The sequence below is a fragment of the Sinosporangium siamense genome (assembly GCF_016863435.1).
In the GTDB taxonomy this organism is placed as follows: Bacteria; Actinomycetota; Actinomycetes; order Streptosporangiales; family Streptosporangiaceae; genus Sinosporangium; species Sinosporangium siamense.
In genome coordinates this window covers 484940-511397 of sequence record NZ_BOOW01000006.1, presented here as the reverse complement: position 1 = coordinate 511397, position 26458 = coordinate 484940, and the positions used below count along the sequence as shown (strand labels likewise).

The 26458-nt window shown below is 67.5% G+C and carries 29 protein-coding genes, 3 tRNA genes and 1 riboswitch; of the genes, 10 read left to right on the top strand and 22 right to left on the bottom strand.

The window, feature by feature from the left end; translation table 11 throughout:
* Nucleotides 1-49: 49 nt before the first annotated feature.
* A riboswitch (cobalamin riboswitch) is annotated at nt 50-237 on the bottom strand.
* A 71-nt stretch (nt 238-308) separates the two neighbouring features.
* The 3 genes from Ssi02_RS04285 to Ssi02_RS04275 form a co-directional block, all read right to left on the bottom strand.
* The gene (locus Ssi02_RS04285; RefSeq protein WP_204021177.1) at nt 309-1232 is read right to left on the bottom strand and encodes a 1,4-dihydroxy-2-naphthoyl-CoA synthase; all 924 of its coding nucleotides are present in this window, start codon (nt 1230-1232) and stop codon (nt 309-311) included.
* Between the two features lie 209 nt (nt 1233-1441).
* Nucleotides 1442-2263, bottom strand: coding sequence for a GntR family transcriptional regulator (locus Ssi02_RS04280; protein WP_204021175.1), 822 nt, complete (start codon nt 2261-2263; stop codon nt 1442-1444).
* Nucleotides 2264-2418: 155 nt separating this feature from the next.
* Entirely contained in the window at nt 2419-3450 is a 1032-nt protein-coding gene (locus tag Ssi02_RS04275) for a phosphotransferase enzyme family protein (RefSeq protein ID WP_204021173.1), read from the bottom strand.
* A gap of 892 nt (nt 3451-4342) precedes the next feature.
* Between Ssi02_RS04275 and Ssi02_RS04270 the strand changes: the two genes are divergently transcribed.
* Nucleotides 4343-6841: a DEAD/DEAH box helicase gene (locus Ssi02_RS04270; RefSeq protein WP_204021171.1), complete on the top strand. Its 2499-nt coding sequence runs from the start codon at nt 4343-4345 to the stop codon at nt 6839-6841.
* 136 nt (nt 6842-6977) lie between these two features.
* Here the strand turns inward: Ssi02_RS04270 and Ssi02_RS04265 are convergent, their stop codons facing one another.
* From Ssi02_RS04265 to Ssi02_RS04250, 4 genes are all read right to left on the bottom strand, one after another.
* Nucleotides 6978-7718, bottom strand: coding sequence for a YqeB family protein (locus Ssi02_RS04265; protein ID WP_239128580.1), 741 nt, complete (start codon nt 7716-7718; stop codon nt 6978-6980).
* A gap of 230 nt (nt 7719-7948) precedes the next feature.
* Nucleotides 7949-8587, bottom strand: a complete 639-nt coding sequence (locus tag Ssi02_RS04260; protein ID WP_204021169.1) for a hypothetical protein — start codon at nt 8585-8587, stop codon at nt 7949-7951.
* A gap of 242 nt (nt 8588-8829) precedes the next feature.
* Entirely contained in the window at nt 8830-9942 is a 1113-nt protein-coding gene (gene dusB, locus Ssi02_RS04255; RefSeq protein WP_275410583.1) for a tRNA dihydrouridine synthase DusB, read from the bottom strand.
* A gap of 112 nt (nt 9943-10054) precedes the next feature.
* Nucleotides 10055-10597 (bottom strand): RNA 2'-phosphotransferase, encoded by a 543-nt coding sequence (locus tag Ssi02_RS04250; protein ID WP_204021168.1) that lies wholly within the window; start codon nt 10595-10597, stop codon nt 10055-10057.
* A 132-nt stretch (nt 10598-10729) separates the two neighbouring features.
* Between Ssi02_RS04250 and Ssi02_RS04245 the strand changes: the two genes are divergently transcribed.
* From Ssi02_RS04245 to Ssi02_RS04230, 4 genes are all read left to right on the top strand, one after another.
* Nucleotides 10730-10802, top strand: a tRNA-Gly gene (locus Ssi02_RS04245).
* Between the two features lie 29 nt (nt 10803-10831).
* Nucleotides 10832-10902 (top strand) — tRNA-Cys (locus tag Ssi02_RS04240).
* A 10-nt stretch (nt 10903-10912) separates the two neighbouring features.
* Nucleotides 10913-10987, top strand: a tRNA-Val gene (locus tag Ssi02_RS04235).
* Between the two features lie 321 nt (nt 10988-11308).
* The gene (locus Ssi02_RS04230; protein WP_204021167.1) at nt 11309-11851 is read left to right on the top strand and encodes a class IV adenylate cyclase; all 543 of its coding nucleotides are present in this window, start codon (nt 11309-11311) and stop codon (nt 11849-11851) included.
* Here the strand turns inward: Ssi02_RS04230 and Ssi02_RS04225 are convergent.
* The 14 genes from Ssi02_RS04225 to Ssi02_RS39730 form a co-directional block, all read right to left on the bottom strand.
* Nucleotides 11848-12663, bottom strand: coding sequence for an endonuclease/exonuclease/phosphatase family protein (locus Ssi02_RS04225; RefSeq protein ID WP_204021166.1), 816 nt, complete (start codon nt 12661-12663; stop codon nt 11848-11850). The genes Ssi02_RS04230 and Ssi02_RS04225 overlap by 4 nt on opposite strands.
* 2 nt (nt 12664-12665) lie before the next feature.
* Nucleotides 12666-13277, bottom strand: a complete 612-nt coding sequence (gene tmk / locus Ssi02_RS04220) for a dTMP kinase (RefSeq protein WP_204021165.1) — start codon at nt 13275-13277, stop codon at nt 12666-12668.
* Nucleotides 13274-14383 carry a radical SAM protein gene (locus Ssi02_RS04215; protein ID WP_204021164.1) on the bottom strand — a complete coding sequence of 370 codons (1110 nt, stop codon included), beginning with the start codon at nt 14381-14383 and terminating at the stop codon, nt 13274-13276. Before Ssi02_RS04215 ends, tmk begins: the two co-directional genes overlap by 4 nt.
* Nucleotides 14384-14462: 79 nt before the next feature.
* The gene (locus Ssi02_RS04210) at nt 14463-16604 is read right to left on the bottom strand and encodes a tetratricopeptide repeat protein (protein ID WP_204021163.1); all 2142 of its coding nucleotides are present in this window, start codon (nt 16602-16604) and stop codon (nt 14463-14465) included.
* Between the two features lie 203 nt (nt 16605-16807).
* A complete protein-coding gene (locus Ssi02_RS04205) occupies nt 16808-17227 on the bottom strand; it encodes a hypothetical protein (protein ID WP_204021162.1) in 420 nt (139 codons plus the stop codon).
* 27 nt (nt 17228-17254) lie between these two features.
* A complete protein-coding gene (locus tag Ssi02_RS04200; protein WP_204021160.1) occupies nt 17255-17473 on the bottom strand; it encodes a DUF397 domain-containing protein in 219 nt (72 codons plus the stop codon).
* A 186-nt stretch (nt 17474-17659) separates the two neighbouring features.
* A complete protein-coding gene (locus tag Ssi02_RS04195; RefSeq protein WP_204021159.1) occupies nt 17660-17974 on the bottom strand; it encodes a hypothetical protein in 315 nt (104 codons plus the stop codon).
* 36 nt (nt 17975-18010) lie between these two features.
* Entirely contained in the window at nt 18011-18625 is a 615-nt protein-coding gene (locus Ssi02_RS04190; RefSeq protein ID WP_204021157.1) for a hypothetical protein, read from the bottom strand.
* Nucleotides 18622-18801 (bottom strand): hypothetical protein, encoded by a 180-nt coding sequence (locus Ssi02_RS04185; RefSeq protein WP_204021155.1) that lies wholly within the window; start codon nt 18799-18801, stop codon nt 18622-18624. The genes Ssi02_RS04190 and Ssi02_RS04185 overlap by 4 nt, the downstream gene beginning before the upstream one ends.
* The gene (locus Ssi02_RS04180) at nt 18798-19157 is read right to left on the bottom strand and encodes a hypothetical protein (protein WP_204021153.1); all 360 of its coding nucleotides are present in this window, start codon (nt 19155-19157) and stop codon (nt 18798-18800) included. The genes Ssi02_RS04185 and Ssi02_RS04180 overlap by 4 nt, the downstream gene beginning before the upstream one ends.
* A 43-nt stretch (nt 19158-19200) precedes the next feature.
* Nucleotides 19201-20043 (bottom strand): helix-turn-helix domain-containing protein, encoded by an 843-nt coding sequence (locus Ssi02_RS04175; protein ID WP_204021152.1) that lies wholly within the window; start codon nt 20041-20043, stop codon nt 19201-19203.
* A gap of 8 nt (nt 20044-20051) precedes the next feature.
* Complete coding sequence (locus tag Ssi02_RS04170) at nt 20052-20570, bottom strand: DUF6879 family protein (RefSeq protein WP_204021150.1); 519 nt, start codon at nt 20568-20570, stop codon at nt 20052-20054.
* Between the two features lie 3 nt (nt 20571-20573).
* Nucleotides 20574-20951 carry a hypothetical protein gene (locus Ssi02_RS04165; RefSeq protein WP_204021148.1) on the bottom strand — a complete coding sequence of 126 codons (378 nt, stop codon included), beginning with the start codon at nt 20949-20951 and terminating at the stop codon, nt 20574-20576.
* Between the two features lie 219 nt (nt 20952-21170).
* Nucleotides 21171-21578 carry an ATP-binding protein gene (locus tag Ssi02_RS39730; RefSeq protein ID WP_373870080.1) on the bottom strand — a complete coding sequence of 136 codons (408 nt, stop codon included), beginning with the start codon at nt 21576-21578 and terminating at the stop codon, nt 21171-21173.
* A gap of 168 nt (nt 21579-21746) precedes the next feature.
* Between Ssi02_RS39730 and Ssi02_RS39725 the strand changes: the two genes are divergently transcribed.
* Entirely contained in the window at nt 21747-22664 is a 918-nt protein-coding gene (locus Ssi02_RS39725; RefSeq protein WP_373870078.1) for a helix-turn-helix domain-containing protein, read from the top strand.
* The gene (locus tag Ssi02_RS04150) at nt 22655-22867 is read left to right on the top strand and encodes a DUF397 domain-containing protein (RefSeq protein WP_204021142.1); all 213 of its coding nucleotides are present in this window, start codon (nt 22655-22657) and stop codon (nt 22865-22867) included. Before Ssi02_RS39725 ends, Ssi02_RS04150 begins: the two co-directional genes overlap by 10 nt.
* A 60-nt stretch (nt 22868-22927) precedes the next feature.
* Here the strand turns inward: Ssi02_RS04150 and Ssi02_RS04145 are convergent, their stop codons facing one another.
* Nucleotides 22928-23623, bottom strand: coding sequence for a hypothetical protein (locus Ssi02_RS04145; protein ID WP_204021140.1), 696 nt, complete (start codon nt 23621-23623; stop codon nt 22928-22930).
* Nucleotides 23624-23735: 112 nt separating this feature from the next.
* Between Ssi02_RS04145 and Ssi02_RS04140 the strand changes: the two genes are divergently transcribed.
* Genes Ssi02_RS04140 through fxlM form a run of 3 tightly spaced genes read left to right on the top strand, consistent with a single transcriptional unit; the run spans nt 23736 to nt 26441 of the window.
* Nucleotides 23736-24065, top strand: coding sequence for a lantibiotic dehydratase C-terminal domain-containing protein (locus tag Ssi02_RS04140; protein ID WP_204021137.1), 330 nt, complete (start codon nt 23736-23738; stop codon nt 24063-24065).
* Nucleotides 24062-25216: a lanthionine synthetase C family protein gene (locus Ssi02_RS04135; RefSeq protein ID WP_204021135.1), complete on the top strand. Its 1155-nt coding sequence runs from the start codon at nt 24062-24064 to the stop codon at nt 25214-25216. The genes Ssi02_RS04140 and Ssi02_RS04135 overlap by 4 nt, the downstream gene beginning before the upstream one ends.
* Nucleotides 25209-26441: a methyltransferase, FxLD system gene (gene fxlM / locus Ssi02_RS04130; RefSeq protein ID WP_204021134.1), complete on the top strand. Its 1233-nt coding sequence runs from the start codon at nt 25209-25211 to the stop codon at nt 26439-26441. Before Ssi02_RS04135 ends, fxlM begins: the two co-directional genes overlap by 8 nt.
* Nucleotides 26442-26458 lie beyond the last annotated feature (17 nt).

The following is a 26458-nucleotide window of genomic DNA, read 5'->3' as shown; positions in this document are numbered from 1 at the left end:
CGGCGACACAGGCAATCCCATCCTCTCTTGGGGAGATCCGCCCCAATTTCCGTGAGGAGGTGACCGCGTGAGTCTCCTGGCTTTCGGGTCACAGCTCGTCCCGGCCTTCCCACCCATATGCGGGCAGTGGCGGTGTCGGGATCCGCTCGCCGATCACAGTGGCGGGACCGCGCCGGAGTCGCACCGGCTTCCTCGTTCCGCCGTCACCTTCGCCGTCCATGGTCGCATAACCCACATTGCGCGCAAAGCACACGGCCCCGCTTCTTCCCGGCGGGGCCGTGTGCTTTGCCTGCAGCGAGCGTGACGCGTCAGTAGTGGTAGGGATAGTCCGACCAGTCGGGGTCGCGCTTCTCCAGGAACGAGTCGCGGCCCTCGACCGCCTCGTCCTGCATATAGGCGAGGCGTGTGGTCTCCCCGGCGAAGATCTGCTGGCCGACCAGGCCGTCGTCGATCAGGTTGAACGAATATTTCAGCATGCGCTGGGCGGTCGGCGACTTGCCCATGATCTTCCACGCCCAGTCAAGCGCGGTCGACTCCAGCTCGGCGTGGGGCACGGCGGCGTTGACCGCCCCCATGCGGTGCATCTGCTCGGCGGAATATGCCTCGCCGAGGAAGAAGATCTCCCGCGCGAACTTCTGCCCCACCTGGCGCGCGAGATAGGCCGAGCCGTAGCCCCCGTCGAAGGAGCCCACGTCGGCGTCGGTCTGCTTGAAACGTGCGTGCTCGGCAGAGGCCAGGGTGAGGTCGCAGACCACGTGCAGCGAGTGCCCACCGCCCGCCGCCCAGCCCGGCACGACCGCGATGACGACCTTCGGCATAAACCGGATCAAACGCTGGCACTCCAGGATGTGGAGCCGCCCGGCGCGCGCCGGGTCGACGGTCTCGGCCGTCTCGCCCGTGGCGTAGCGATAACCGGACCGGCCGCGGATGCGCTGGTCACCGCCCGAGCAGAAGGCCCAGCCGCCGTCCTTGGGAGAAGGGCCGTTGCCGGTGAGCAACACGCAGCCGACGTCGGGGCTCGTCCGGGCGTGCTCGAGTGCGCTGTAAAGCTCGTCGACCGTGTGGGGGCGGAACGCGTTGCGCACCTCGGGGCGGTCGAAGGCGATGCGCACCGCCCGCTTTCCGGACCGGCTCTCGGCCGTGCGGTGATAGGTGATGTCGGTGAATTTGAATCCCTCGACTTGCACCCACGCTTCCGGGTCGAAGAGCTCGGAAACCCTGTCGTCTGCCATGCCCGGCATTATAGCCGTCCGTCCCCGCGGCTTTTCCGGCATGCCCTGCCGCGCAGGGCCTATGGCCTGGCCGAGGTTGCGGAGAACCACCTGTCCGGACTTTTTCCAGGGACAATTCCCATGCCCAGGGCCACATTTTCACGCCGCCTTCTGCAAATGCTCACGGAAAAGCGGGAAAACGAGTGCGGCAGGGCCCCGCGATGCCGCCGTCAGCGGTCGAGGTCGACCGGGCGTCCCTGGGTGCGGGCGGAGTCCGTGACGCGGTTGACGCCGGTGGTGTGCACCAGGATCCGGGTGCGGTCGGCGCGGAACAGGTCGTGGGAGAACTCGAAGGCCACGCCGCCGGGGTCGCGGGTGGTGCGGGTGATGGCCAGCAGCGGGGCGTTCTCGGCGATGTCGAGGACGGCGGCCTCGGTCGGGCCGGCCGGGATCGCCTCGATGCGCTCGGTGGCGTCACCCGGGCGCACGCCGTACACCTCGCTCAGCAGTTCGTAGATCGAGCCGCCGAGGTGCATGTCGAGCAGGCCGGGGAAACGCAGCGCGGGGAAGCGGGCGTTCTCCAGGGAGATGGGGTGGCCGTCTGCCAGACGGATGCGGACGATCTCGGTGACGAGGTCGCCGGCCTGGAGGGAGAGCGCGGTGGCGGTCGTCTGGTCGGCGCCGGTGATGGACGCGCTGACGACGCGCGACCCGGCGGTGAAACCCTGTTCGCGCAGCATCGCGGGGATGCCGACGACCCGGGAGAGGTCACGTTCGATCTTGGGGCGGCTCACGAAGGTGCCGCCGCCCCGGCCGGGAACCCTGCGCACGGCCCCGGTCTGCTCCAGCAGGACCAGTGCCTGGCGGAGCGTGGCCCGGCTCACGCCGAGGTCGAGGGAGAGTTCGCGCTCGGCGCCGAGGCGCTCACCGGGCTGGAGTTCGCCCGAGGAGATCATCTCCAGGAGGCGGCGGTGTGCCCCGGCGACGGCGGTCTTCTCCCCTGTGCCGGGAACCGTCCGGCCCGCCGTGCTGTTGGTGGTTTCTCCCGGCACGCAGTCACCCGCTCGTGTTGGTCTCTAGAGGCTTCAGGATATGGTCAGACCGGATCACGGGCCGGTCAACGGCACGCGCCGATCGGGGCGGGGCACGGCTTTCGGCGGCGCCGTCCCCTTCGGCGGCGTCTTCGCCTTCAGCGGCGTCTTCGCCTTCAGCGGTGTCTTCCGAGCGTGGGCAGCCGGCCGGTGAGGTAGCGCTCGGCGAGCTCGCAACTGCCCAGCGTGTAACCCGCGCCCAGCTCCCCCGCGATCTCCGCGCCCGGGTGGGTGCCGATCCAGGCGACCAGTTGCAGCCTGCGGAACATCACGAACGTCCAGATCTCGGCCTCGTCCTCGGCGGGGAGGTCGAGCACCGTGCGATAGCCGCGCAGCCACGCGTCGATCATCTCCGGCACCCTCGGGTGGTGCTCGATGAAGCTCAGCGCCGCCGCCAGATCGTAGAGATACCACCCGTGGCCGCAGTCGTCGAAGTCGATGACGCTCGGCGTCGGCGAGCCGTCCACCAGCAGATTGGCGAGCCGCAGGTCGGCGTGGATCAGGCCGTAGCGGTCCGCGCCCGTGCCCCACGCGCCGAGCCGCCCGCGCAGCTCACGGTCGAGCCGCCCGAGCACGGCCAAAGCCTCGCCGCCGACCCCGACGCCCTCCTGCCAGCGCCCCCAGCGCGCCACGGCCCCCAAGGCGGCCTCGTAGTCCCAGTGAAACCTCGTGAACCCCTCCGGCGCGGCCCAGGACCGCGCGTGCACGTGCATGCGGGCGGTGAGCGCCCCGAGGGCCTCGAACCCCTCGACAAGCCCCTCCTCGGCGGGCTCAGCGCCCGGCAGGAACTCGAACATCACACACCGCCGGGGCTCGCCCTCCCCGGTGCCGTCCACCGTGACGACCCGCTCGCCGGCCCGGCTCCGCCGTACACGCGGGGTGCGGACCCCCGCCTCGTCCCGCAGCGCGGTGAGCCAGTCGAGCTCGGACCGGATGGCGGCGAGCGAGTGGTAGCCGAGCCGGTGCACCCGCAGGATCGCCCGCTCGCCGCTGACGGGGTCGTCGACCCGGAATGTCGCGTTCTCCGAGACGTTGATCAGCGTGACCTCGGACGACGGGGAAAGATCGTAGGCCGCGACGGCCCGGCGGGCCGCCCTCTCGACTCTGGTCAGGACGTCGTCCCCGGCGGAGAGGTCGTGGACCCTCAATTGACGTCTCCTCAATCACGGAAAAGGTGCGCACATTATGTCCCGCCCACTGGGGCCTTGCGTCACTGTGCGTGTCAGGAGGGCCGTGAGGGGTTTCCGCCTGGGCTGCCGACGGGGCTTTTGGGATTGCCGGGAGTGCTTACCGCTGTCGGCAATCCGCTATCCGCTATCGGCTATCGGCGGGAGTGCCGGGGCCGGCGCGACCGGGTTTGGGAAGCCGGTTCGGGGAAGCCGGTTCGGGGAATGAGCACCGCCCCCAGGGATGAACCCGACCGGGATCGGGATCCCGGCTCCCCCGGGGGCGGCACCACCTCCGGAGATGGGTCCGGCTGCGAGGTTTTGGGCCCCACGGCTTCCCCAGAGGTGGATCCTGAGTGCGGCGACCGGGGTGTCTCACCCCCCACGGTCTGCCGACTGGCATGGCCGGAAGTCTGTAACGGTCAGACCAGGTTAGTCAACGGTTCCCATCGCATAGATGAGGAAACATGACGGATATCGCCGGTAGCGCACCCTTTGAAGTACGCGATCACCATGCCCAACGGCCCAGCGGCACAAAGGGTTCCGTACGGCAGCGCCTCGCATTTGAGCGTGCTCTCGAACCGGCCCCGGGGCGGGATCGCGAACCGGGCCCAAGATCCAGCGCCCGCCACCCACAACCCACCCGGCTGCCGGAGTCTCCATCCGACCGTCAGCCGACCCGGCCATCAGGTCGAATCCCCACCCGACCATCCGTCCGCCCGGCCGTCGGGCTGAATCCCCACCGGCTGACGGACAGCACCGAAGCCCCAAAACGCCTAACCGCCCGGCGGTTGAGGGGGCAAGAGGGATAAGAATTCTCCCTCTCCGCAACGGAGGGTAAGTGATCTTGTGTCGGGTTCGGCAGAATTGAGGGGTGAACCTCATCGACTACCTGCCCGAAGACATCGACGCCGACCCCGACACCGTCTTCGACGCGTTCGTCCGGTGGAACACCGAGAGAGGCTTCACGCTCTATCCGCACCAGGAGGAGGCCTTGATCGAGGTCGTCTCCGGCAACAACCTGATCCTTTCCACGCCGACCGGCTCCGGTAAGAGCCTTGTGGCGGCCGGAGCGCATTTCGCCGCGCTCACCCGCGATGTGCGCACGTTCTACACCGCGCCCATCAAGGCCTTGGTGAGCGAGAAATTCTTCGACCTCTGCGCCATGTTCGGCACGGAGAACGTCGGCATGATGACAGGTGACGCGAGCGTCAATGCCGGGGCGCCGATCATTTGCTGCACCGCCGAGATCCTGGCCTACATCGCGCTGCGCGACGGCGCGCGGGCCGACGTCAACCAGGTGGTGATGGACGAGTTCCACTTCTACGCCGAGCCCGACCGCGGCTGGGCATGGCAGGTGCCGCTGCTGGAGCTGCCGCAGGCGCAGTTCATCCTGATGTCGGCGACGCTAGGGGATGTCGCGAGGTTCGAGAAGGATCTCAGTCGCCGCACCGACCGCCCCACTTCGGTGGTCAAGGACGCCGAACGTCCCGTCCCGCTCTACTACTCCTACCGGTTGACGCCGCTGCACGAGACGCTCGAAGAGTTGCTCGCCACCCAGCAGGCTCCCGTCTACGTGGTGCATTTCACCCAGGCCGCCGCCCTGGAGCGCGCTCAGGCACTCATGAGCATCAACATGTCCACCAAGGCGGAGAAGGAGGCCATCGCCGCGCTCATCGGCAACTTCCGGTTCACCACCCGCTTCGGCCGCGCGCTCTCCCGGCTCGTGCGCCACGGCATCGGGGTGCATCACGCCGGCATGCTGCCGAAATACCGCAGGCTGGTCGAGCGGCTCGCGCAGGCCGGGCTCCTGAAGGTCATCTGCGGCACCGACACCCTCGGCGTGGGGGTCAACGTGCCGATCCGCACGGTGTTGTTCACGGCGTTGTCGAAATACGACGGCAACCGGGTGCGGCTCCTGCGCGCCCGCGATTTCCACCAGATCGCCGGACGGGCCGGCCGCGCGGGCTTCGACACGGCCGGCTATGTGGTGTGCCAGGCCCCCGACCACGTAGTGGAGAATGAGAAGGCGCTCGCCAAGGCCGGCGACGACCCGAAGAAGCGGCGCAAGGTCGTGCGCAAGAAGGCTCCCGAAGGCTTCGTGAACTGGAGCGAGGAGACCTTCGAGAAGATGCGCCACGCCGAGCCCGAGGCGCTCACCTCCCGCTTCAAGGTGACCAACGCCATGCTGCTCGCGGTGATCAACCGGCCGGGCGACTGCTTCGCGGCCATGCGCCAGCTGCTCACCGACAACCACGAGGACAGCAAGCGGCGGCGCCGCCACATCAGCCACGCGATCGCGATCTACCGCTCGCTTCTGGCGGGCGGCATCGTGGAGAAACTCGCCGAGCCTGACGAGCAGGGCCGCATGGCGCGGCTGACCGTCGACCTGCAGGAGGACTTCGCGCTGAACCAGGCGCTGTCCACGTTCGCGCTGGCGGCGTTCGAGCTGCTGGACACCGAGTCGCCGAGCTATGCCCTCGACATGGTGTCGATCGTGGAGTCCACCCTGGACGACCCCCGGCAGATCCTCTCCGCCCAGCTCAACAAGGCCAAGGCGGAGGCCGTCGCGCAGATGAAGGCCGACGGCATCGAATACGAGGAGCGCATGGAGCTCCTCACCGAGGTCACCTACCCGATGCCGCTGGAGGACCTGCTGCTCGGGGCCTACGAGACCTACCGCCGCGGCCACCCGTGGGTGGGCGACCACGTCGTGAGCCCCAAGACCGTCGTGCGGGATATGTACGAGAAGGCGATGACCTTCACGGACTTCATTCAGTACTACGACCTGACCCGCTCGGAGGGTTCGGTCCTGCGTTATCTCGCCGACGCCTACCGGGCGCTCGCCCGTACCATCCCCGAGCATCTCAAGACCGACGACCTCGTCGATCTCATCGAATGGCTGGGCGAACTCGTCCGGCAGGTCGACTCCAGCCTGCTCGACGAGTGGGAGGCGCTCGCCAACCCCGCCGCGGCCATGGAGGAGCAGCAGCGGGAGCTGGAGTCCAAGCCGCGTCCCGTCACCGCCAACGCCCGCGCCTTCCGCGTGCTGGTGCGCAACGCGATGTTCCGGCTGGTCGAGCTGTCCGCGCTGGAGAAATACGACGAGCTGGAGGAGCTCGCCCCGGACATCGACTGGGAGGGCGCGCTCGACGCCTACTTCGAGGAATACGACGAGCTCGGCACCGGCCCCGACGCCCGCGGGCCGGCGCTGCTGCAGATCACCGAGGAGAAGGAGCTGTGGCGGGTCCGGCAGACCTTCCACGACCCGGCGGGGGACCGCGACTGGGGCATCTCCGCCCAGGTCGACCTGGCCGCGTCCGACGAGGAGGGCCGCGCGGTCGTGCACGTCACGGCGGTGGACCGGCTCTGACCCATCCTGTGTACGGCAGAGCCTGGCCGGGCTCTGCCGTACACGCTGCCCGGCCGTGGCCGGGCTTCGCCGTACCCGCCGGCTGCGGTGTGCGGGGACCTCGGGACACCTGGTGGCCGGCGTCTGCCGGGCGGGCTCAGGGGTGCAGGTCGCTCGCGGGGAGGCTCTGGGGGCCGGGGCGCTGGGAGGGGCGCCAGAACTGGCGCTTGCCCTCCTCCTTGACCACGACGCCGATCTTGCCCAGCTCGTGGCGTAGGTCTCGGACGTCGGACTGGTCGCTTTTCTCCAGTGCCTTCTGCCGGGCTTTGAGCAGTGCGTCGGCGCCTGGCGGCAGGCCGGGCATATCCGGCACCCAGCGGCGGAAGTCCGCCTTGTGCGGATCCCCGTCGAGGTATCGGTAGCCGTGACCGGTGAACGCCGCCTCAAGCTGGGAAATCGGCAGGCCCTCGTGTTTTTCCCGCGCCAGCTCCTCCGTGTGGTGGCCCAGCACTACGAGGTGTTTCGCGTCGACGAAAACCGCCTCCACGGCCTCGCGCGGAAAAGCGCGCTCCTTGCCCATGGTGGTCAGGGCCACCCTGTCGTCGGAGATCGTCACCGACACGCTCTCGTGGAGGGTGATCATGCTCACGACCAGCCCGATCAGCAGCCCGGCCGCCGGCAGTCCGACCGCGAGCCAAGGGTCGGGAATGGAGTCGATCAGGTCGATCGGCCCCTTGAACGGCACCCAGGGAAGGTCCGCCAGCCAGCCGATCAGGAATACCAGCAGCCCGCCGAGACCGACGCCGATCAGCGGGAAGAGAACCCACAAAAAGAGGTGCATCGACGCCTTCTGCGTCACCTTGGTCGTGCGATGAGGCCGGGGCTCTCCGGTGGTCATGCGCGAACTCCAAAAAGAGACCGCCTCGCCACTCTGTGGCGAGGCATTCAAACGGGGATGTCGCCCCCCTGAGCGACCGAACCGACAAGTCAGTTTACTTGCTTGAACGACATCCCCTTGAAGCCGAACTCTCTTTAGGCGCTTTTAACCGGCCGCTTCGCGTGAACAATTACCCCCAGTAATCCACAGCTCATCCTCAGCGTCCGGCAGAATCACCCGGAGTGCATGAGTCAGTCGCAGACCGCGACGGTGCCACACACCTTGGCCGACATCTTCTTCGCGTCCGCCAGCACACTCTTGAAATGGCTCAGCGCGGGCTTGCCCCACTCGCCCGCCTCGGAGTAGACGAACACCGCGTTGCCGCGCCGCGCCACCACCGCGCGCTCGCCGAGGAGCTGCGCCTTGCCCTTCTGGTAGCTGTGCCCGATAACCCGGACCGCCTCGTCGCCGACCTTCACCGGCGCCTGGCTGTAGCGGTAGGACCCCCCGGCGATCGAACGGCACTTACGCAGCGCGGCGCGCACCTCGTTGACCGCGCTCGCCGCCGCGTCGCTGTCGGCGTAGACGATGACCTGCTCGACGCGCTTGAAGTCCGGCACCCCGGCGTAGTTGATGGTGCGGGCCACCTGGCGATCGGCGATCGCCAGTCCCGACTTGGAGCAGGGGTTCACCCCGAAGCGGGCGGTCAGCTTGTTGCTGATCGACCACTGGTGCTCGGGGTCCTTCTTGCCCTGCGTCACAGCCTTCTGCTCGTAAAGGAGGAAGCCCTTGGGGATGGCGCCCGCCGCGGACGCCGCCGCAGGCGACGCCGCCGCAGCGGCGAACAGCATCCCCGCCACGACCACGGACCCATACACGAACTTCTTCACTGGACTTCCCTCTCACTTGGGTTGTTGCAACGTGCCACATGATCAGACGCCGCAACCTTGCCAGAAGTTCGCCCCGATTTCCCAACATCTCCGCATCTCACAGGGATGACCCCTGGAAATAGACATAGACCCACAAAGGCATATCATTCCGGCACGCCATCTCTCAGGCTTGTGCCGTACGGCGTGAGCCTTGCGGACCTCGCGCCTCACGCTTTACGTCCGCCCAGGCCCGCGCGCCACCGTCAGCCCCCGGAGATGTCGAGCTCCGCCGCGGCCCCGGGCACCGCGCAGTCGTCGGCGTCGTCCAGCCAGCCGTCCGGCAGGTGCACGTGCGAGCGCTCCGAACTCTTGCCCCGCGGCCCGTCGGCGTCCGCCGGCCAGGCCTGGCCGGGATCGAGCTCCGCCAGACGATCGCGCAACTCGGTCAGCGACAGGGACGTCGTGAGGCCGCGGCGCACGTCGCCGCCTACCTCGAAGCCCTTGAGATACCAGCCGACGTGCTTGCGGAACTCCGTCACCGCCTGCGTCTCGGACCCGTGCCACTCGGCCAGCAGCCCCGCGTGCCGCGCCATCATCGCCGCCACCTCGCCTAGCCCCGGCCGCGCCCGCCCCGCGTCCCCCTCCATCGCTCGCGCCAGATCCCCAAACAACCAAGGCCGCCCCAGGCAGCCCCGGCCCACCACGACCCCGTCGCATCCCGTCTCACGCATCATGCGAACCGCATCGTCGGCGCACCAGATGTCCCCATTGCCGAGCACCGGAATGTCGGGCACAGCCTCCTTCAGCCGCGCCACCGCCTCCCAGTCCGCCACACCGCCGTAATGCTGCACCGCCGTACGGCCGTGCAGCGCCACCGCGCTCGCCCCCTCCTCGGCCGCCGCACGCCCCGCCGACAGATAGGTCAGATGCCGGTCATCGATGCCTTTACGCATCTTCACCGTCACCGGCAACCCGCCGGCACCCTCCACCGCCGCCCGCACGATCGCCCGGAACAACTTCCGCTTGTACGGCAGAGCCGACCCTCCACCACGCCTCGTCACCTTCGGCGCGGGACAGCCGAAGTTCAGGTCAATGTGGTCGGCCAGCCCCTCATCGGCCACCATCCGCGCCGCGCGGCCCACGACATCGGGGTCCACTCCGTACAACTGGATGCTGCGTGTGCGCTCGCCGGGATCGAAGCGGATCATCTTCAGCGTCTTGGCGTTACGCTCCACCAGCGCCCGCGTCGTGATCATCTCCGACACGAACAACCCACCGCCCTGCTCCCGGCAGAGCACACGAAAGGGCGCACTGGTGATGCCGGCCATCGGCGCGAGCACCACGGGCGGCCACACTTCGATCCCCCCGATTCTCACCCTCCGAGGTTAGCGGCCCCCCAAACCCCCTCCGGAATCCACAGCCGACCTTGTAGTGAACCCCAGGAGCCCCGGCCTTGGCGCGCGCCTCACCCCGGCATTAGCATCCGCCTCACCCCGGAAGCTGGAGATAACCAACCGGCACCTGGTCCACCAGCCAAACCCCGTTGGCACTCACCCGGAACTCGTGCCCATCGGCCCACATCTCCCCCGCCGCGACCACCAGCACCACGGGAACCCCCCGCCGCGCCCCCACAGCCGTCGCGGTCACCCGATCCGCCGACAAATGCACATGATGCCGCCCCATCGGCAACAACCCCTGCTCCCGAATAGCCGCCACATTCCGCCCGACAGTCCCGTGGAAGAGCACCTCCGGCGGCTCGATCACCGGCAGATCCAACTCCACCGGCACCGAATGCCCCTGACTCGCCCGGATACGGTCGCCCGCTATCACAAACCTCTGCTTGTCATTGGCCGCCACGACCTGGCGCAACTCGGCCTCCGAGATCGGAAACCCATGCGCCTCCGCAGCCTCCAGCAACACCCGCACATCCACCCAACCCCCCGCATCCAACGTGACCTCAATGCGATCCGGACAATGCCTGAGATGCCGCGCGAGGTACTTCGACACCCTGACCATCCGCCGCTCATTCACCACAAACCTCCTCAACACCACTCCCCCACATGATCGCAACCCCCTCCTCTCCGCGCATTCAGTTACACACCTGCGCCCAAAACCCGCTAGAGTTCTTCACGTCACCGGCGGCGAAACCCGACCGGCAGACACGCGGACGTGGCTCAGTTGGTAGAGCATCACCTTGCCAAGGTGAGGGTCGCGGGTTCGAATCCCGTCGTCCGCTCGGAGAGGTCAACCTGTCTGGCCTCACTCGGTGGAGTGGCCGAGAGGCGAGGCAACGGCCTGCAAAGCCGTCTACACGGGTTCAAATCCCGTCTCCACCTCGTGCTACCGGGGCGATTAGCTCAGTGGGAGAGCGCTACCTTGACACGGTAGAGGCCACTGGTTCAATCCCAGTATCGCCCACCAGGTTCCATAGCAGACCTGGTCTGACCTGGTCAAACGCAAGATATAGCCCCAGCTCACGGCACCAGCCGAGAGTCTGGGGCTTCTTGTTGTTTGTCGTTGTTCTCCGTAGTTTGCGGGACGAGTGATGGGTTTGTGATGGGTCCGGGCAGGCTCGACGCCTCTCCTCTCCCACCATCCGGACCAGCGAGCTGGGCTCTCATCAAGCGGCTGAACGGCCCCTCAGCCTGGTCGGAATGCAGTGAGTGGCCACCCCACTTGAGAGGCGCTGATCCGTTAGGCTTTCGCCGTCCAGCGATCAGCGATCCACGGCGGGAGCGACCTTTGCAGGAGATCGAGGTCAAATACCGCCTGCACGAGCTGACCGCCCTTGAGGCAGCACTGGCCCAGCGCGACGTCACCCTTTCAGCGCCCGTCCACCAGGACGACCAGGCATACGCGCAGTCCGGCTGGTCCTACGGCCAGTCCAAGATCGGCGTGACATTCGCGCGGCTGCGCACCCAGGAGGGGCGTCACCTGTTCACGGTCAAGACCCCGCTGGCCAACGAGATGGCCTGCCTGGAGCACGAGTCGCAGGTCGCCGACCGCGACCAGATGCACGAGGCGATCAAGCAGATGGGTTTCCGGCCCACGGTGCGGATCGTCAAAATCCGACGTACCGCGTACCTGGACGGCATCGCCCTGTGTGTGGACCAGGTCGAGCAGGCGGGGCTGTTCCTGGAGCTGGAGACGGTGGCTGCGGCAACTGAGTCGGGCACGGCCGCACAGGCACGGCTGGACGGCTTCGCCCGCTCGCTCGGAGTCGAGTTGCACCGGGTGAACGACACCTACGACTCCCTGATCCGGCAAGCGCTGTCACCGGCTTAGAACAGGGCGATCTCCGAACGCTCCCCGAACGAGCCGGTGCTCAGAGCGCACCCTGCGACCCGCAACGTGGCGGTGAGCGCAGCGTGATCGGTCAAGCCCTGCTCGCGAGTCTCATGCAGGTAGGCACACGCGTCGATACGCCCGGCCAGTTCCGCGCCGACGTGGAGGTAGTCGTAGCGGTAGCCGTCGCCGGTGCGGCCGATCCAGCTGTACGGCTGCTCCTCGGTCCGCAGCAGATCGTGGGCGTCGCGCAGGCCCTGCTCGTTCAGGGCCTCCAGCAGGCCGAACTCGAACGGCAGGAACCCCCGGTGGAGGGGACGGTGGGTACGCCCGATGACGTTGTAGTCCCCGCCCAGAACCAGATGCCGGCGGGTCTGCTCGGGCAGCGCGGCCAGTGTCTTGAGCAGGGAGGTGATGAAGGTCTCCTTGCGTTCGGTCTTGGCCAGGCTGCGATCGCGCGAAGGCACGTACACCGCCGCCACACATATCTGCGGGCTGGTGTCGAGTACGGCTGCGGCGATGCGGCCCGGAATCGATACCGCGCCGAGGTCCACGCTTTGGTCGGTGAGGGCGATCCGGCTGACCAGGGCAGCCCCCCGGTCGCCGTCGTCGGGGGTGTTAACCACCCTCCAGCCCGCCCGCGAGAATTCCTCCAGCAGGAAGGCGGTGCCGGTGCCCGCGCTGGTCTCGGTGAGCAGCACCACCTGCTCGGGGCGCGTGGCGAGCCAGCCCAGCAGCCGTTCGGCTCGCTCGCGGGAGGCCGCGCCGATGTTGACCGTGAGCACCGACAGCACGATGGGGTCTCCTCTCATGCTCAGATGATCGGCTGGTCGAGGTGACCGAGCATGGCGGTCACGATGACGTCCGTGGTCAGCCCCCGGCAGTCGATATGCTCCTGCCGCCAGCCGAGCGCGGCTAGGAACCGGTGTGCTTCGGCGTAGAGGGTCAGTTCACGCTTGGGTGAGCCGATGCGTTCCAGCCGGGAGCGGTGCCGTCGCTGATTCAACCGGTTCTGGATGATCGCCGGGTCGTGTTCGAGGTAGAAGGTGATGTCGGGTGCGACTGCGAAGGAGTTGTACTGCCAGATCTCGGCGGTAGCCAGCCCGTCCAGGCGCTGCAACACCAGGGAGGATGGCAGATAGCGGTCGCTGACCACATAGTGCCCGGCCGAAAGCGCGGGTTCGATGGTGCCGGCGATGTGGGCGGCGCGGTCGGCGGCGATGGCCAGCGCCAGTGGCCGCCCCGCCAGCCCGGATTCGGCGCTGCGGGTCAGCTTGCCCAGCGGGCTGTCGGAGGGTTCCCCGGTCAGGAGGACCGGGATGCCCCGGCTTTCCAGGCGGGTGGTCAGTGCGAGGGCTGTGGTGCTCTTGCCGACACCGTTGGGGCCTTCCACAGCGATGAAGCAACCGCCTGCGGTGCCGGTCATGCGGGCCGCCGCCCGATCTGCAACAGCGGCCTGCCCGGTCCGCCGGTGCGGGGACACTGCTCGTCGTCCACCGCGCCGATGGCCAGGCCGCGTGAGATGACGGCGGCCGGGCAGCCCTTGCCGCAGGAGCTGTTCAGCGAGCAGGCGGTGCAGGTGGGGTTGGCGCCCATGGCCAGGGTGGCGGGAAGGTCGAAGGCGTCCAGCGCGGGGGCGACCTCGTCGTGGAGGATGTTGCCGACCAGGAAGTCGCTGTCGGGGTAGAGCGAGTGAGGGCTTCGGGCGGCGAAGACCAGGTAGGGGCAGACCGCGGTGGCCCCATCGGCGAAGACGTAGATGAGCTTGCCCGCGTCGCATCCGGCCAGCGGCAGCTCGTCGTTGGGGAAGCGGATGTGGACCAGATCCACTCCGCGCGGCCGGAACCGCTCGGTGACAGTCTGGATGGCGCGCATGGTGTCGGTGTCGGCGGCCAGGCGCGCCTGGCTCTTCACGCCCCGGCCCATGGACGACAGCGGGTTCATCAAGACGTACTCGGCGCCGACCTCGACGGCGAACTCGCACAGGTCGGCGAACTCCTCCACGGTGGTGAGCATGTTGGGCGTGGACAGCAGCCCTTGCAGGAGCCCCGCTTCGGCGAACTTGCGGACGGTGGCCACCGTCACCTCGAAGGAGGACCGGTCGCCTCGGAACCTGCCGTGGCTGGCGGGGCGGAAGCCGTCCAGGCTGACGTTGATGTGGATGTTGCCGAGCGCGGCCATCCTCTCGATCTGCGCATCGCTGGTCTGGGTGGCATTGGTGCAGATGCCGACGGGCATTCCCAGATCGGCCAGGTGGGTGCACAGCCCCATGATGTCGGGGTGGACGAAGGGTTCCCCGCCGGTCAGGGTGATCCGTTCCACGCGAGCGCGCCGCAGGCGCGGGATGACGGTGGTGGTGAGTTCGGCGAGGGAGAGGTCCCGCCCTTCTTTGACGGATGAGACGAAGCAGTGGGCGCAGTGCAGGTTGCAGCGCTCGCTGATCTGGATGAGCGCTTTGCGTCCGTCGCCGCCGACCGAGGTGCGGAAGTAGCAGGAGCTGGCGGCGGTGTCGACGATCAGGGATCTGCGCACGGACAACCTCCCAGAGGTGGCTCGGTGTCGGCAAGGCGTCTTGCCGGGTCGTGCTGTCGTGCCGTGTGGCGGGCCTTGCTCAGGCCCGCCTGATCGCATGATGGGCCGAGTTCGGCCCGCGCGACTTCTGCTCAGGGGGAATCACGGTGGTCGGCTGGACAGTGCCGTCGCCGGCCTCCAAGGCGCGTAGCCTCTCCTCAGCCTTCTTAGCGAAGGGGGAGGCGATGCGCCGGTACAGCTCATCGGAGCGGCGGTAGCAGGTCGCCGCCTGCTCCTGGTCACCCGCTCGGGCGGCCAGGTCGCCCAGATGCAGGCACAGGTCGGCGATCTGGGCGAGCGCGCCGATCCGCTCCGCCAGCTCCAACGCTGTGCAGAACCTCTCACCGGCCTGTCCGGGGTCGTCGAGCATCAGGTGGGCCTGTCCCAGGAAGGTGAGGGCCCTGGCGTGGTTGTAGTCGTCGCCGAGGGTCTCGAACAGGCCGCACGCGCTGCCCAGGATGTCGGTCGCGGCGGGGTCGGCGGCCTCCAGCGCCAGCTCACCCGAGCGGCGGGTCATCAGGGCCACTCCGCGTACCCAGCCGCCGTGCTCGAACAGGGGGATCGCCCGCTCATACAGGTCGCGGGCGCCTTGCGGGTCGCCGCTGTGCTGGGCGATGGCCCCCTGGGTGGACAGGGCGGACGCCTGCCCGAGCACGTCGGCAGCTTCCTCGGCCTGCTCCACCGCTTCGGTGAGCATCGGCCCGGCCTCCCCGGGCCGGTCGGCGTGCTGAAGGTAGGACGCTCTGCCCGTCAGCATCCGGCCCAGCACCTCGGGGTCGTCCAGGGCACGGGCCGAGGCCAGCGCCAGCCCGGTGACCTCATCCCAGGCCCGGTAGCAGCGGCGGTGCAGGAACAAGGCCCGCAGCGCCTCGCTGAACGGCCATACCAGCTCGTGCATCCCCCTGGTGTGGGCGTCGGCCTGCACGGCCATTAGCTCCTCCAGCGAGTTCTCCAGCCAGTCCAGCGCGGCGATGCCGTCGTCGAAGAGCGCATTGCGGCCTGCTTGCCGGTATAGCGGGCTGAGCCGAAGCCGGTGCGGCATCACTCGCACGTCGGCCTCGATCGCGCGGCCCAGGTAGAGGCCGGCGATGCGGGAGAAGGCGTCCCGGCGGTCCTGGTGCAGCAGGGAGTTGAAGAGGTACCGGCCCTGCTCGTCCCGCTCCAGCAGAGACACCGACACCAGCCCGTCCAGCAGCGTCTCGGGCTCCTCCTGGCCTAGGTCGAGGGCGGCCTGGGCCGCCCGGAGCGGGATGTGCGGCCCGGGGTGCTGGGAGAGCGCCCGGTAGGCGTGCTTCTGCCGGTCGTCCAATGCCTGGTAGGAGGCGTCGAACGCCGCCCAGACCGGCGCGAGCGTCTCTTCGGTGTCTTCTGCGGACATACTTCTTCCTTGCCGGGTGATGGCTCGGACCAGGGTGCGGACCACCGGTCTGCCGGTGCCGCGACGGCTGGCCATGGCGCCTGCGCACGCGCGCAGCGCCAGCGGGATGCCCCCGCACAGCTCGACGAGCTGTCCGGCGGCCGAGCGCTCGTCTTGGACCTGCTCATCGCCGAGGGCGCCTGCCAGCAGGCGCAGGCCGGATTCAGTGTCCAGCGGCTCCAGGTGGATCGTGTGCGCGCCGTCGAGGGCCAGTTCGGGGAGCCTGTGGCGGCTGGTCGCCACGACCAGGGCGTCGGCGGCCAGGAATTCGCGGACGTGGCCGGCGTGGCCGATGTCGTCGAGCAGGACCGCCAGGCGGTGCCCGGTGGCCAGGGTCCGGTAGTGGGCCCGCTGCTCGTCGGGGTCGGGCGGCATCTGATCGGCAGGCACTCCCAGACCCCGCAGGAACCGCTCGACGACCTGACCGGTGGCGACCGGGCGGCCGGTGGCGGTGCGCAGGTCTGCGTACAGCAGACCGCCAAACCGGGCGCGGGCGGCGTGCAGCCACCTGACCGCCGCAGCGGTCTTGCCCGCGCCCGCCGTACCGCTGATGACCAGCGCCGGAGGTATCTGCGGCAGGTCCAGCAGGCGATGCAGCGACTCCAGCACCTGACTGCGGTTGACAAACAGGTGGACCGGGGCCGGGAGCTGCGCAGGAGGCAGCGGCCGGTGGGCGCTCGTGGTGATGCGGATACCGCCGTGCACCGGCCCGGTCTGCACGACCTGGCCGGTCACAGTGCCGCACACGTCGTTGGACAGCAGCATGTCAGCAGGTGCGCGCAGCGGTCCGCTCCTCCGTGATGTCCTCGTCTGGCTCGTCCGCGAGGTCAACCATCGACATGAAGACTCCGTAGTCAATCGGGATCACCTGGACGGGTACGGCGGCCGGGAGTTCGGTCCGGCCGCCGGGGAGCCACCGCTCTCGCAAAGCCCTTCAGACGCCCCCCAAGGCGAAGGGCTCCGCTGCCCTACCGCCGTGGCGGAGCAGGGCAGGCGACCCTGTCTTCTGCGATCCGCGGAGGACAGGCGATCAGCGCGGTGTGGTCGTAGTAGGTGCCGGCCAGGTAGAGCCCCCAGCAGAACTCGCGCCCCTGGGCCAGACTCTCGGAGGCGCTCTTGCGGTAGTCGGCGGCGGTCCTGCACTGAGCCGTCGACCCGGTGATGCGGGCGGCGATCTCGCCGTACTGGGCCTCCAGCCAGTCACCTGCTGCCTCCACATCGGTGAAGGTGCCCTTGACGTGGGCAGGCGTCTTGCGCAGCCAGTGCCAGAGGATCATCGGCGGGTAGGGATTGGTCGCGAAGGAGGCGCCGGACGGCCTGCGCTCACCCTCCCCTTCCCGCTTGAGCTGGTCGGCAGGTCCCGTCCAGCGGTAGCCGTGGAAATGCATCGAATCCCCCGAGCTGTAGGGCGTGTCCTAGGCGACTTTGGAGACGTCGATCCCGGCCGCCTCCAGTTCGGCGCCGGTGAAGCGGAGCGGAGCGGCGTCGGGCCTCTTGCTGTCGCCGAGCAGGTAGACGTCGTGGCCGGGGATGCGGCCGGCGGTGACGCACGCCTCGCCGTCCTCTCCGGTGTAGCCCCCGCACAGCGGTGCGAGCACCGCGCCGTCTGCGGGGAGGGTGTACAGGTCGTCCATGGTGCACCTCCGGTGCCGGGTTGCGGGTGTCGGTCTGGGGCGGTGCGGGGCCCCTGGTGGCCGCCGGGGGCTCCGCCGTCCACGAGGCAGAGCGTCAACGCGATGTCGTCATACGTCCCCTTCCTGCCGGGATCGGGTGGGGCCTGTTCAGGAGCCCCCCTCACCGGGGCTCCTGGTGCTCGGGCCTCAGCGCTTGCGCTTCTGCCCCGAGCCGCCGCACGCGTTGCAGGTCACCAGAGCGGGGTAGTGCGACTTGCCGCCGCGCCATACCACCCGGTTCCCCGACCGGACCTTCCCCTTGCCCTTGCACGCGGTGCACTTGCCGTCGTCCTTCTCGTCGCCCACCTGGTTCCCCTCAGCGGTGTACTCGATCGCAGCGGCCCGCCGCCGGTCGGTCGGCGGCGGGGATGAGGCCCGCCCGGCAGAGGTGAAGGCTGCGGCAGGCTGCCGGGCGGGCGGCGTGACCGGAGAAACGCGGCTTCCCCGCCGGTCACGGGACATGCGAGGCTGGGGGCCTCTGATGAGAAGTGGGGCGCGCTATGCGGGCCGCAGGTCGTGCAGCCTGACCACAAGCTGGGTGGCCAGCGCGGAGCGCAGCAGGTCGGTCCACTCCAGGGAGACGAACACGTTGTGCTCTCCGGTATGGACCGCCCGGCCTTGGGGGCCGGGCGCGAACATGTCGGCCAGCACGGCCGAGGGCTCGGCGGAGGCCGCCGTGAACACATCCCCGGATTCGCGCAACCGGGGACAGCTCGCCAGCGACTCCGGAATGCGCGCCCGGCAGGTAGCCGGGGCGCTGGTGTGGTGGCCGTCGCCCAACTGCCGGTAGGCGGTCTCGGTGATGATCCACCACAGCCTGCCCGTCTCCGGGTCGGCGGCCCGCCCTCCGCATACCTGGCACAGGTCCTTGATCATGCAGCGCCATTGGCGCAGGGTGTTGAGCAGCTTCCACTGCGGCTGCCCCCTGCGGTTGCCCCGCACGCGGGCGCGCAGCACACCCAGCGCCCAGTCGGTGCCGCGCGGGTCGGTGTAGGCCAGGTACGGCTCCCGCACGGCGCTGCGCCGGAAGGCCAGGTGCTGGGGGACGGCCTCCTCGGAGTAGGCGATCACATGGGGAACCCGCAAGGTGGACTGGACGGCGGCGCTGGTCACGCGGTGCGCCAGGTGCGGGCGATCCGCTTGGCCATGCACTCGTGCTCCAGTCCCCGGAAGGTGTCGCAGGCCGCGTCGGGCGGCGCGTCGGGCAACCCGTCCTGCCAGCGGGCCTCCCACCTACCGGACTCCTGACCGCTGACCTGGAACTCGGGGATCTCCCGGCCGGGACTCATGCCGGCCCCGCGATCACCGGGGAGCGGATCAAGCGGGGGATGTCGCCGATGTCCTCGGGGCGCACCATGAACAGCTTGTTGCCCTGCGGCGGCAGCGTCACCAGGTAGTGGCGGCTGTGCGCCCCGACCGCCACCTTCGCCAGCTCCCACCCGTGGCCATCGGTGACGTTCAGCTCCTCGGGCAGGGGGCGGCCGCTGGGGGAAGGGTTCGGCCGGGTCAAGGTCGTCGTGAAACCTTCGGCGTGCAGGAGGGCCCGGACCGGTTCCAGCGTGCCGGCGTGCTGTCCGGCCTCCCCCTCGGTGGTCTGCCGTTGGGCGGGGACCTCGCGGGGGTTCGCGGTGTGTGCTGAGGTCATGCAGACGACGGTAGAAGCGGGCGTCCGCAGGGCTCAACGATGTTTACAGATGTTGCAGCTCTAGCATCGCCACCCTGAGCAGTTCCCGGGCCTCCGGCCCATAGACGGCATGCCCCTGAAGGATGCTGAAAGCCTTCTCAAAAGTCGCGATCTCGCGAGGCTGCGTGACTCTGATCCCTGCCGTGGTGGTTTCGATCTTGACGAGCCGATCGTCGAAGATCCAGAACCCCTCACCTGGCCACAGGCTACGTAAGGCGTATGGCGGAATGATGCCCAGAGAGACCCTGGGCAAGGTCATCACGGCAAGCAGGCGATCAAGTTGACCGAGCATGGTGTCTGAGCTTCCAAAGATTGTGGTCAGAGTTCGAGCCTCGATGACGAACACAAACCTTCGATCGCCCCGGTAGAGATAACGCTGTCGCTCCATGCGCGCTTCGACTGCTTCATCGACATCCGTTTCGGTGACATAGAAACGTGAGGCAATTTTTAGTATTTCGGTACAATACTCGGCCGTCTGGAGTATTCCTGGGATGACATCAGATTCGTATACTCTAAAGCGGGCCGTCGCCTCATAGAGCGGAAAAGACTTCTCTTGAAAGCGCTTGAGGCTTCCTCGCAACTGACGCTGCCACTCAAGCCACATCCCTTCGATGCCCCGAAGTGTGGCAATCAGGTCGCTCTCTTGATTTTCAGCATCGCATGCACGACACCAGGCTCGGACGTCATCCTCGCTAGGACTTTGCCTACCGTGTTCGATGCGAGAGACTTTTGTGAAATGTATGCCTGATTGCGATGCCAGGGCCCGCCCTGTCAGGCGTGCATCTTTGCGCAGATCGCGCAGGCGGGCCCCGAACGCTTCCCTTGCTTGCTGGACCTGACTTGACACTGGAGGGATCAGGCCGGGTTGTACTCGTGGTCTGGGATTCCCAGAGGCCAGACGGCCTCAAAGGCCGCCTTGCATAGTTGAACCACATCCGGATCTACTGAGAGCTGACGTTCGACTACTTCGCCGGTGCCGGCGAATACAGAGAAGATGACCGTCTCCTCATCGAACAACCAGAAGTCGTTTCCCGGGAGAGGGATTGCTGAGACTCGCCGACGCGGAATCCATACAATCTGCTCACCAGCTTCGGTGAAGAGGTGAGAGTCCGACAGCACCCAACGCTGGTAGTCGGTGACGGGCTCAGAAACAATCCGGGCACGGCGAATAGACTTTCCAGCCTCTGTGGCAGCGCGGACCGTCCTAAACCAGGGCTGTAACCATTCACCCTCGTCCCGCTCTCCGCTTTCCCATTTCTTTAGGTGGGGCTGCTCTACTTGAGTGCCGTAGGTGTCGCGCATCTCCAGATGCAGCGCTTCACGGCGGAAGGTGTGAAAGAACTCCCGCCGCGCTTCACCCGTGATTAGCTTCAAATTTTACCCTCCGCTGAGCAGAGCCCGTAGTGATGACTTAGGGACCTCCACGCAGTCTTCGTGATCCGGGATGTCCATTTGCTCCCGTACTTCAGCGCTTGAGACTAGAGATCCCTGGATGATGAGGTTTCCCTCCTCCGTTACGAAGACAATGGGCGGCCTCCAGCTCGTGATAGTACCCCTGACGCCATCATTGATCAGATGCTTGAAGAGCCCCTTCGGGACCTCAACGATGGCCTCCCCCTCGGGCACTACGAGCTTGGCGAGTACCTCGGGATCGGTCACGATCCAGCCTTGCACGATGTAGGTGTCCTGCTCCGTTGCGTACAGGGTTGGGGACTCGTCTGGCTTTGAGTCCTTGCCCAAGAAGGTAAGGCTCACAGGGGCCTCCTGTCCGAATAGTTTCCGAATGTTTCACCATGAAGCGTCGGCCTGTGGGCGACAGTCGTCAAGGGCACCTCCACCTAGCTGTTGGGCTCTGTCGGCGCCTACGTTGACTGACTCCCCAGCCATAGGAGGTAGCGGGTAGAGAGGAGGCGCTCTTGGGGCTCCCGTGTAGCTCACGGAGCAACTCGGTAATCCTCCACCTGCACGCATGCTCTACTCCACAGCAGCAGGGTCTGCTGGTACCTCACACCACACCGTTCGAGCCCGTGTGCGGTGGTCGTGGACAAAAGTCCCCCAGCGGCCTGCCGAGAGGAAGGCAACGAGTTGCAGGCCACGGCCATGCTCAGATTCTTCGGCCGGCGTCTTCTGACGTGGCACGCTGGAGTAGGAACCTTGGTCTTTCACCTCGATGCGCCAGCAGTCACCGTGGTGGAGCAGGGAGAATCGGATGCCGCCGCCAGAGCGTGCCTGGTCAGCATGCATGAAGGCATTCGTTACCAACTCGGATGCCACCAGCATCACTGCGTCGAGAGACGGGTGGTCATACCCCATCCATCTGTTCAACGCTTCCCGGGCGAGGCCGGGCGCTAGATCGCTCCTGGGCAGCCTCAGAACGCCCATGACCTCAATGTCTGTCTTCCGAAGCACATGAATCACCGGGTAGTCCAGTTTGGTGTTGCCTCCGGGTCCGCGCCGAGGCCCATCAGAAGCCTTGGAGGCGGGAGTCAGCATTCTCAGGCTGCACGTGCACCCGAACAGACCATCTCAGAAACCCATTAGGGCTGACAGATGATGGGAAGCACTTTTGCGGCACGAATCGCGTGTGCTATCACACGAATGACGTGTGTTTCATGTGCAGCGCCTCGGAGGGTCATGAGATCACGAGACAGTGAGCAGGAGTCAGCGCTGGTGGCACCCCGTGTGAGGTTCGGGACGGCGTTGCGGGACCTTCGCAAAGCGACAGGAATGCGACAGAGGGACTTAGCTGCCACACTGGGGTGGTCGGTCTCCAAAGTCAGTATGGTCGAACGTGGGGAAAGGCCCGCTGATGAGGAGTTCGTCCGAGAAGCCGATGCTGCCCTACAAGCGGATGGCCAGCTTGTGTCCGCTTGGCAGGAAGCGTCCGAGCATGCCGCACGCTGGCCGACATGGCTGGCGCAGTGGGTAGAGATAGAAAGGGCAGCTCATACCCTTAGGACATGGCAGCCCTTGATCGTCCCGGGCCTGCTCCAAACGGAGGACTACGCGCGGGCAATCTTCAGCGGAAAACCGGGAATCACGGCCGACATGGTGGAGGCGAATGTCGCTGCCCGTATGGAACGACAACATGTCCTTGACCGTGAAGACGGGCCTATGATCTGGGCAGTACTGGATGAAGGTGTCCTTACTCGCCCCATCGGCAGCAGAGCGGTGATGGCAGGGCAGATGGCTCGGTTAGCCACCCTGACAGGCCACCCACGGGTCACTGTGCAGATACTTCTGCAAGACTCCTGGCTGACCACCGGACTCCAGGGCGCGTTTGTCCTCGCAAACGGGCAGAGCATCCCGGACATGGCGTACATCGAGTCAGTGACCATGAGTCAGATCACAGCCGATCCGGGCCGGGTAATGGAGACCAGGTCTAGGTACGACATGATCCACGGAGATGCTCAACCTCGGAGGGCGTCGCTCAACTTGATCAGGGAGACTGAGAGGCAATGGAAGTGACCAACGAACTGCTGGCCAATGCCGAGTGGCGCAAGGCTGAGCGTTCAGGGGACAGCGGGGACTGCCTGGAAGTGGCCCCCCTGCCTGGCGGTCAAGTCGGCATCCGCGACACAGAGCACTTGGACCAGCCCCCATTCGTGGTCAGCGCTAGTGTCTGGGGCGCCTTCATCGACGGGGCCAAGCGAGGAGAGTTCGACTTCTAGCCCTTCGGTGCGGAGACTCCGGCTACGCGGCTGGGTCTCCGCATCGGATTCGGCCACTTGCTAGTAGACGGGAACCCCCCACCCCTGGAACCGCCTGGCGGCGACAGCCGGTTCGGCCATTAGTGCGACCGCAGCGATGCGGCCTGCCGCGTCGTAGGTGCTGACACCACTGGATGTGACTGTAGGACCTGTCGCGGCGCCGAGCTGGTCGAGCACGATGACGGCAGGGGTGGCGGTGCCGTCGGTGCTGACGATGTTGACCCGTTCGGCCCAGGCTCCGCCGGACCCTGCCAGGGTGTAGTCGCGACCGGCCCACGAGCTGAGGGCCGTGCCGCATGAATGGATCGCCAGGTCGGTAGGCGTAACACCGGTCAGGGCCGGGCCGACGTACGGTCCGCCGCGTCTGATGATGGCGTTTCCGGTGGTGCGGATCGGGTCGCCGGTGACGGCCACGCCCTTGTAGCGGCTGATGGCCGCGATCGACTCCACGCCGTAGGTGGAGCCCTTGGTGATCGTGTAGGTGGCGGGTTCGCCGGTCGCGCGGCGCCAGTAGAGGCGCGACAGCAGGTCGATGGTGCCGTCCGAGACGGTCACGGCTAGGTTCCACCCGGCGAGAGCCGGGTTGGAGGCGGACTGGTTGTTGACGTAGGACAGCACCAGGAAGTCGCCGTCCACGGTCCCGGCCGGGACCGGCACCGTGATGCTCGGCCCGGTGTTGGAGACGGCCGTGGTGGAGTTGTGGAACGTGATGGCCATCTACGCCACCGTGATCTGGACGGCGAGGTCGGAGCCCTTGGCGGTGGAGCCGGTCTGGTCGACGTCGACCGTCACATAGTCGCCGACGGCGATGCCCGCGGCGGTCATGCCTGTGGTCCTGGTGGTGTTCGTCCCGGCGGCGATCGTCGGAGACATTGTCCGCCAGGCCGTCCAACTTGCCGAGCCCGGCGCGATCATCAATCTGCGCGGCGGCGCGGTCATCGCCGACGCATGGGCCAGACGCGCGGATGCGGCAGCCGACTACAGCCGCAATCTGACCGGCGGACGGTCGGAAACGGCGGGGACGATCCGGTCGCTGCTGCACATGCACCACATCCGGTGCATCGGGATCGACCCCATGAGCGAACGAACCTGTTATCGGCTCGCCCGTGCCATCGCGCTGGCTTGGACCTCACGCCGCCGAGAGGTGGTGCACCGATGAACCGTCTGCCAGACCTCGTTCCTCCCTTTGAAGTCGATCAGCAGGCTGCGGGCGTCCTGGCCCCGCGCCTCGCCGATGCACTCGCCGTGCCACCACCGCAGTCCGCCGATGCTGGTGAGGGACCTGACAGCCCACGCTGGGACGGTCAGTCCCTATCCTGCGGGCATTCCGGGATCGCACTACTGCACGGCATACGTGCCCTTGACGGCCATGGCCCCTGGACACGCGCGGCCGAGTGGTTCATTGCAGCCGTCCGAGAACCGATCGCGGGAGCGGGCGGCGCCGGCCTCTGGCATGGAGCCCCCGCCCTTGCCTTCGCCCTCCACACCGCCGTCCGGCCAGGCGATGCCGATCAACATCTCAACCGGCTCGACGTCGTCATCTCAGCGATGACGGATCGCCAGATCAAACGAGCCGACGAACGCATGGCAGAGGGCCGCAGACCCTCGCCCGGGGAGTTCGACCTTGTCCGGGGACTCACCGGTCTGGGCGTCTACTTCCTGCGCCGCGACCCCACGGGCCCGCACCTTCGTGAAGTGCTCGGCTACCTGGTCCGTCTGACCGCTCCCATCCCCGCCGAAGACTCCGCTGGAACGTGCACACCTGGCTGGTGGACCGGCCACCTGCCCGAAGGCCGCCCTGCCATAGACTTCGCCCACGGCCATTCCGACCAGGGCATGGCGCACGGCATCGCCGGCCCACTCGCCTTGCTCTCTTTGACCTTCCATGCCGGAATCATCGTCCCCGGCCAGGCTAAAGTGATCATGACGATCAGGGACTGGCTGGAGCACTGGCAGCAGACCGGCGAAGCCGGGCCGTGGTGGCCGGAACGGCTCACCCTCGCCGACCTCGACCACGCGCAACCCCACCAGAAGGGCCCGGCCCGGCCATCCTGGTGCTACGGAACCCCTGGAATTACCCGCGCACTCCAGCTTGCCGCCCTGGCTCTCGGTGACGCCGAACGCCAGTACCGTGCGGAACAAGCGCTTCTCGCTTGCATCAGCGACCGATCCCAGCTGTCCCAGCTCGGCAATCTGGCGCTGTGCCACGGTTGGGACCCTCGCCACCGCAGCCACCACAGCGGTGTTCGGCCCTGGCTCGATCGAGCCTTCCGCCGTGAACAGCGGGCGTGTGGTCGGGCCGATGAGTAATGTCGTCGCGGTGACCACCGACACCACCGCCCCCAACCCCACTCCCGCCGCACTCCGCAATGAGCTCGCCGACAAGATCCTCGGTCGTGGCACGTTTCGCACCGCAGCCGTGGAGCACGCATTCCGGACCGTACCCCGCGAAATCTTCCTCAGCGGCGTCGAGCTTGCCGGAGCGTACAGGGCTGGGCCGGTAGTGACCAAGTGGGCCGCCGACGGCACCGCCCTGTCGTCTGCCTCCGACCCCAACCTCGTCGCGACGATGGCCGAAGACCTGGACGTCAGGCCCGGCCACCACATCCTGGAGATCGGCGCAGCCACGGGCATCAATGCCGCCGTCCTTGCCGAGCTCAGCGGCCCCCAAGGCCGTGTCATCACGATCGAGATCGACCAGGACCTTGCCGACGGGGCTGCCGCCGCCCTCGCCAAGACCGGCTACACCACCGTCACCGGCATCTGCGGTGACGGCGCCGCAGGCTGGAGGGCAGCCGCCCCCTACGATCGGATCATCGTCACGGCCGGAGCATGGGATATCTCCGCTCCCTGGTGGGACCAGCTCGCCGCCGACGGCAGGATCGTCATCCCGCTCCGTCTCCACGGCAGCGGCCTGACCCGCTCCATCGCCTTCGATCTTCAGCCATCGGGTCACCTCACCGGCAGCCACACCCGCGTGTGCGGCTTCGTCCCCATGCGTGGAGCAGCCGCCCAGGCCACCACGTCGATCACACTCGCCGAGCACGTCACCCTCAACATCGATACCGCTGACGAAGCCGACCAGGCCGCGCTCGCGCAGGTGCTCACCAAGCCCGGCGAGGCCCGGTGGACCGGGATCAACGTCACAGACTTCGAGCCCGTTGAGCACCTCGATCTGTGGCTCGCCACCCACAGCACTGGCTTCAGCCGGCTCTCGGCCGGAGCGCCGGCACGCCGCGCCGGTATCGCCGATCCGGCACTGCGCTGGGCGGGTGCCGGGCTCTACGACGGCGCCACCCTCGCCTATATCGCCGCCCGCCCGCACGGGCCGGCCTCCAAAGAACTCGGCATCGTCGCTCACGGTCCAAGCAGTCGTAGCCTCACTGATCGCTTCATCGAACTCCTGCATGAGTGGAATCACACCCGGCCCGCCCGCCCGGTCATCACCGCTTACCGCTCGGGTACTCCCGACGACCGGCTCAAGGCCGGGACCCTCATCGAACGGCCCGACACCTGCCTGACGATCAACTGGTAACCACCTCGCCCATGGAG

Excerpts from the sequence above, each read along its gene's own strand:
- Ssi02_RS04285 (WP_204021177.1), bottom strand. The coding sequence starts at position 1,232 with ATGGCAGACGACAGGGTTTCCGAGCTCTTCGACCCGGAAGCGTGGGTG.
- Ssi02_RS04265 (WP_239128580.1), bottom strand. The coding sequence starts at position 7,718 with ATGACCACCGGAGAGCCCCGGCCTCATCGCACGACCAAGGTGACGCAG.
- Ssi02_RS04225 (WP_204021166.1), bottom strand. The coding sequence starts at position 12,663 with ATGAGAGGAGACCCCATCGTGCTGTCGGTGCTCACGGTCAACATCGGC.
- tmk (WP_204021165.1), bottom strand. The coding sequence starts at position 13,277 with ATGACCGGCACCGCAGGCGGTTGCTTCATCGCTGTGGAAGGCCCCAAC.
- Ssi02_RS04210 (WP_204021163.1), bottom strand. The coding sequence starts at position 16,604 with ATGCTGCTGTCCAACGACGTGTGCGGCACTGTGACCGGCCAGGTCGTG.
- Ssi02_RS04205 (WP_204021162.1), bottom strand. The coding sequence starts at position 17,227 with ATGCATTTCCACGGCTACCGCTGGACGGGACCTGCCGACCAGCTCAAG.
- Ssi02_RS04200 (WP_204021160.1), bottom strand. The coding sequence starts at position 17,473 with ATGGACGACCTGTACACCCTCCCCGCAGACGGCGCGGTGCTCGCACCG.
- Ssi02_RS04195 (WP_204021159.1), bottom strand. The coding sequence starts at position 17,974 with ATGTCCCGTGACCGGCGGGGAAGCCGCGTTTCTCCGGTCACGCCGCCC.
- Ssi02_RS04185 (WP_204021155.1), bottom strand. The coding sequence starts at position 18,801 with ATGAGTCCCGGCCGGGAGATCCCCGAGTTCCAGGTCAGCGGTCAGGAG.
- Ssi02_RS04180 (WP_204021153.1), bottom strand. The coding sequence starts at position 19,157 with ATGACCTCAGCACACACCGCGAACCCCCGCGAGGTCCCCGCCCAACGG.
- Ssi02_RS39730 (WP_373870080.1), bottom strand. The coding sequence starts at position 21,578 with ATGGGCGTTCTGAGGCTGCCCAGGAGCGATCTAGCGCCCGGCCTCGCC.
- Ssi02_RS39725 (WP_373870078.1), top strand. The coding sequence starts at position 21,747 with ATGATGGGAAGCACTTTTGCGGCACGAATCGCGTGTGCTATCACACGA.
- Ssi02_RS04150 (WP_204021142.1), top strand. The coding sequence starts at position 22,655 with ATGGAAGTGACCAACGAACTGCTGGCCAATGCCGAGTGGCGCAAGGCT.
- Ssi02_RS04145 (WP_204021140.1), bottom strand. The coding sequence starts at position 23,623 with ATGGCCATCACGTTCCACAACTCCACCACGGCCGTCTCCAACACCGGG.
- Ssi02_RS04135 (WP_204021135.1), top strand. The coding sequence starts at position 24,062 with ATGAACCGTCTGCCAGACCTCGTTCCTCCCTTTGAAGTCGATCAGCAG.
- fxlM (WP_204021134.1), top strand. The coding sequence starts at position 25,209 with ATGAGTAATGTCGTCGCGGTGACCACCGACACCACCGCCCCCAACCCC.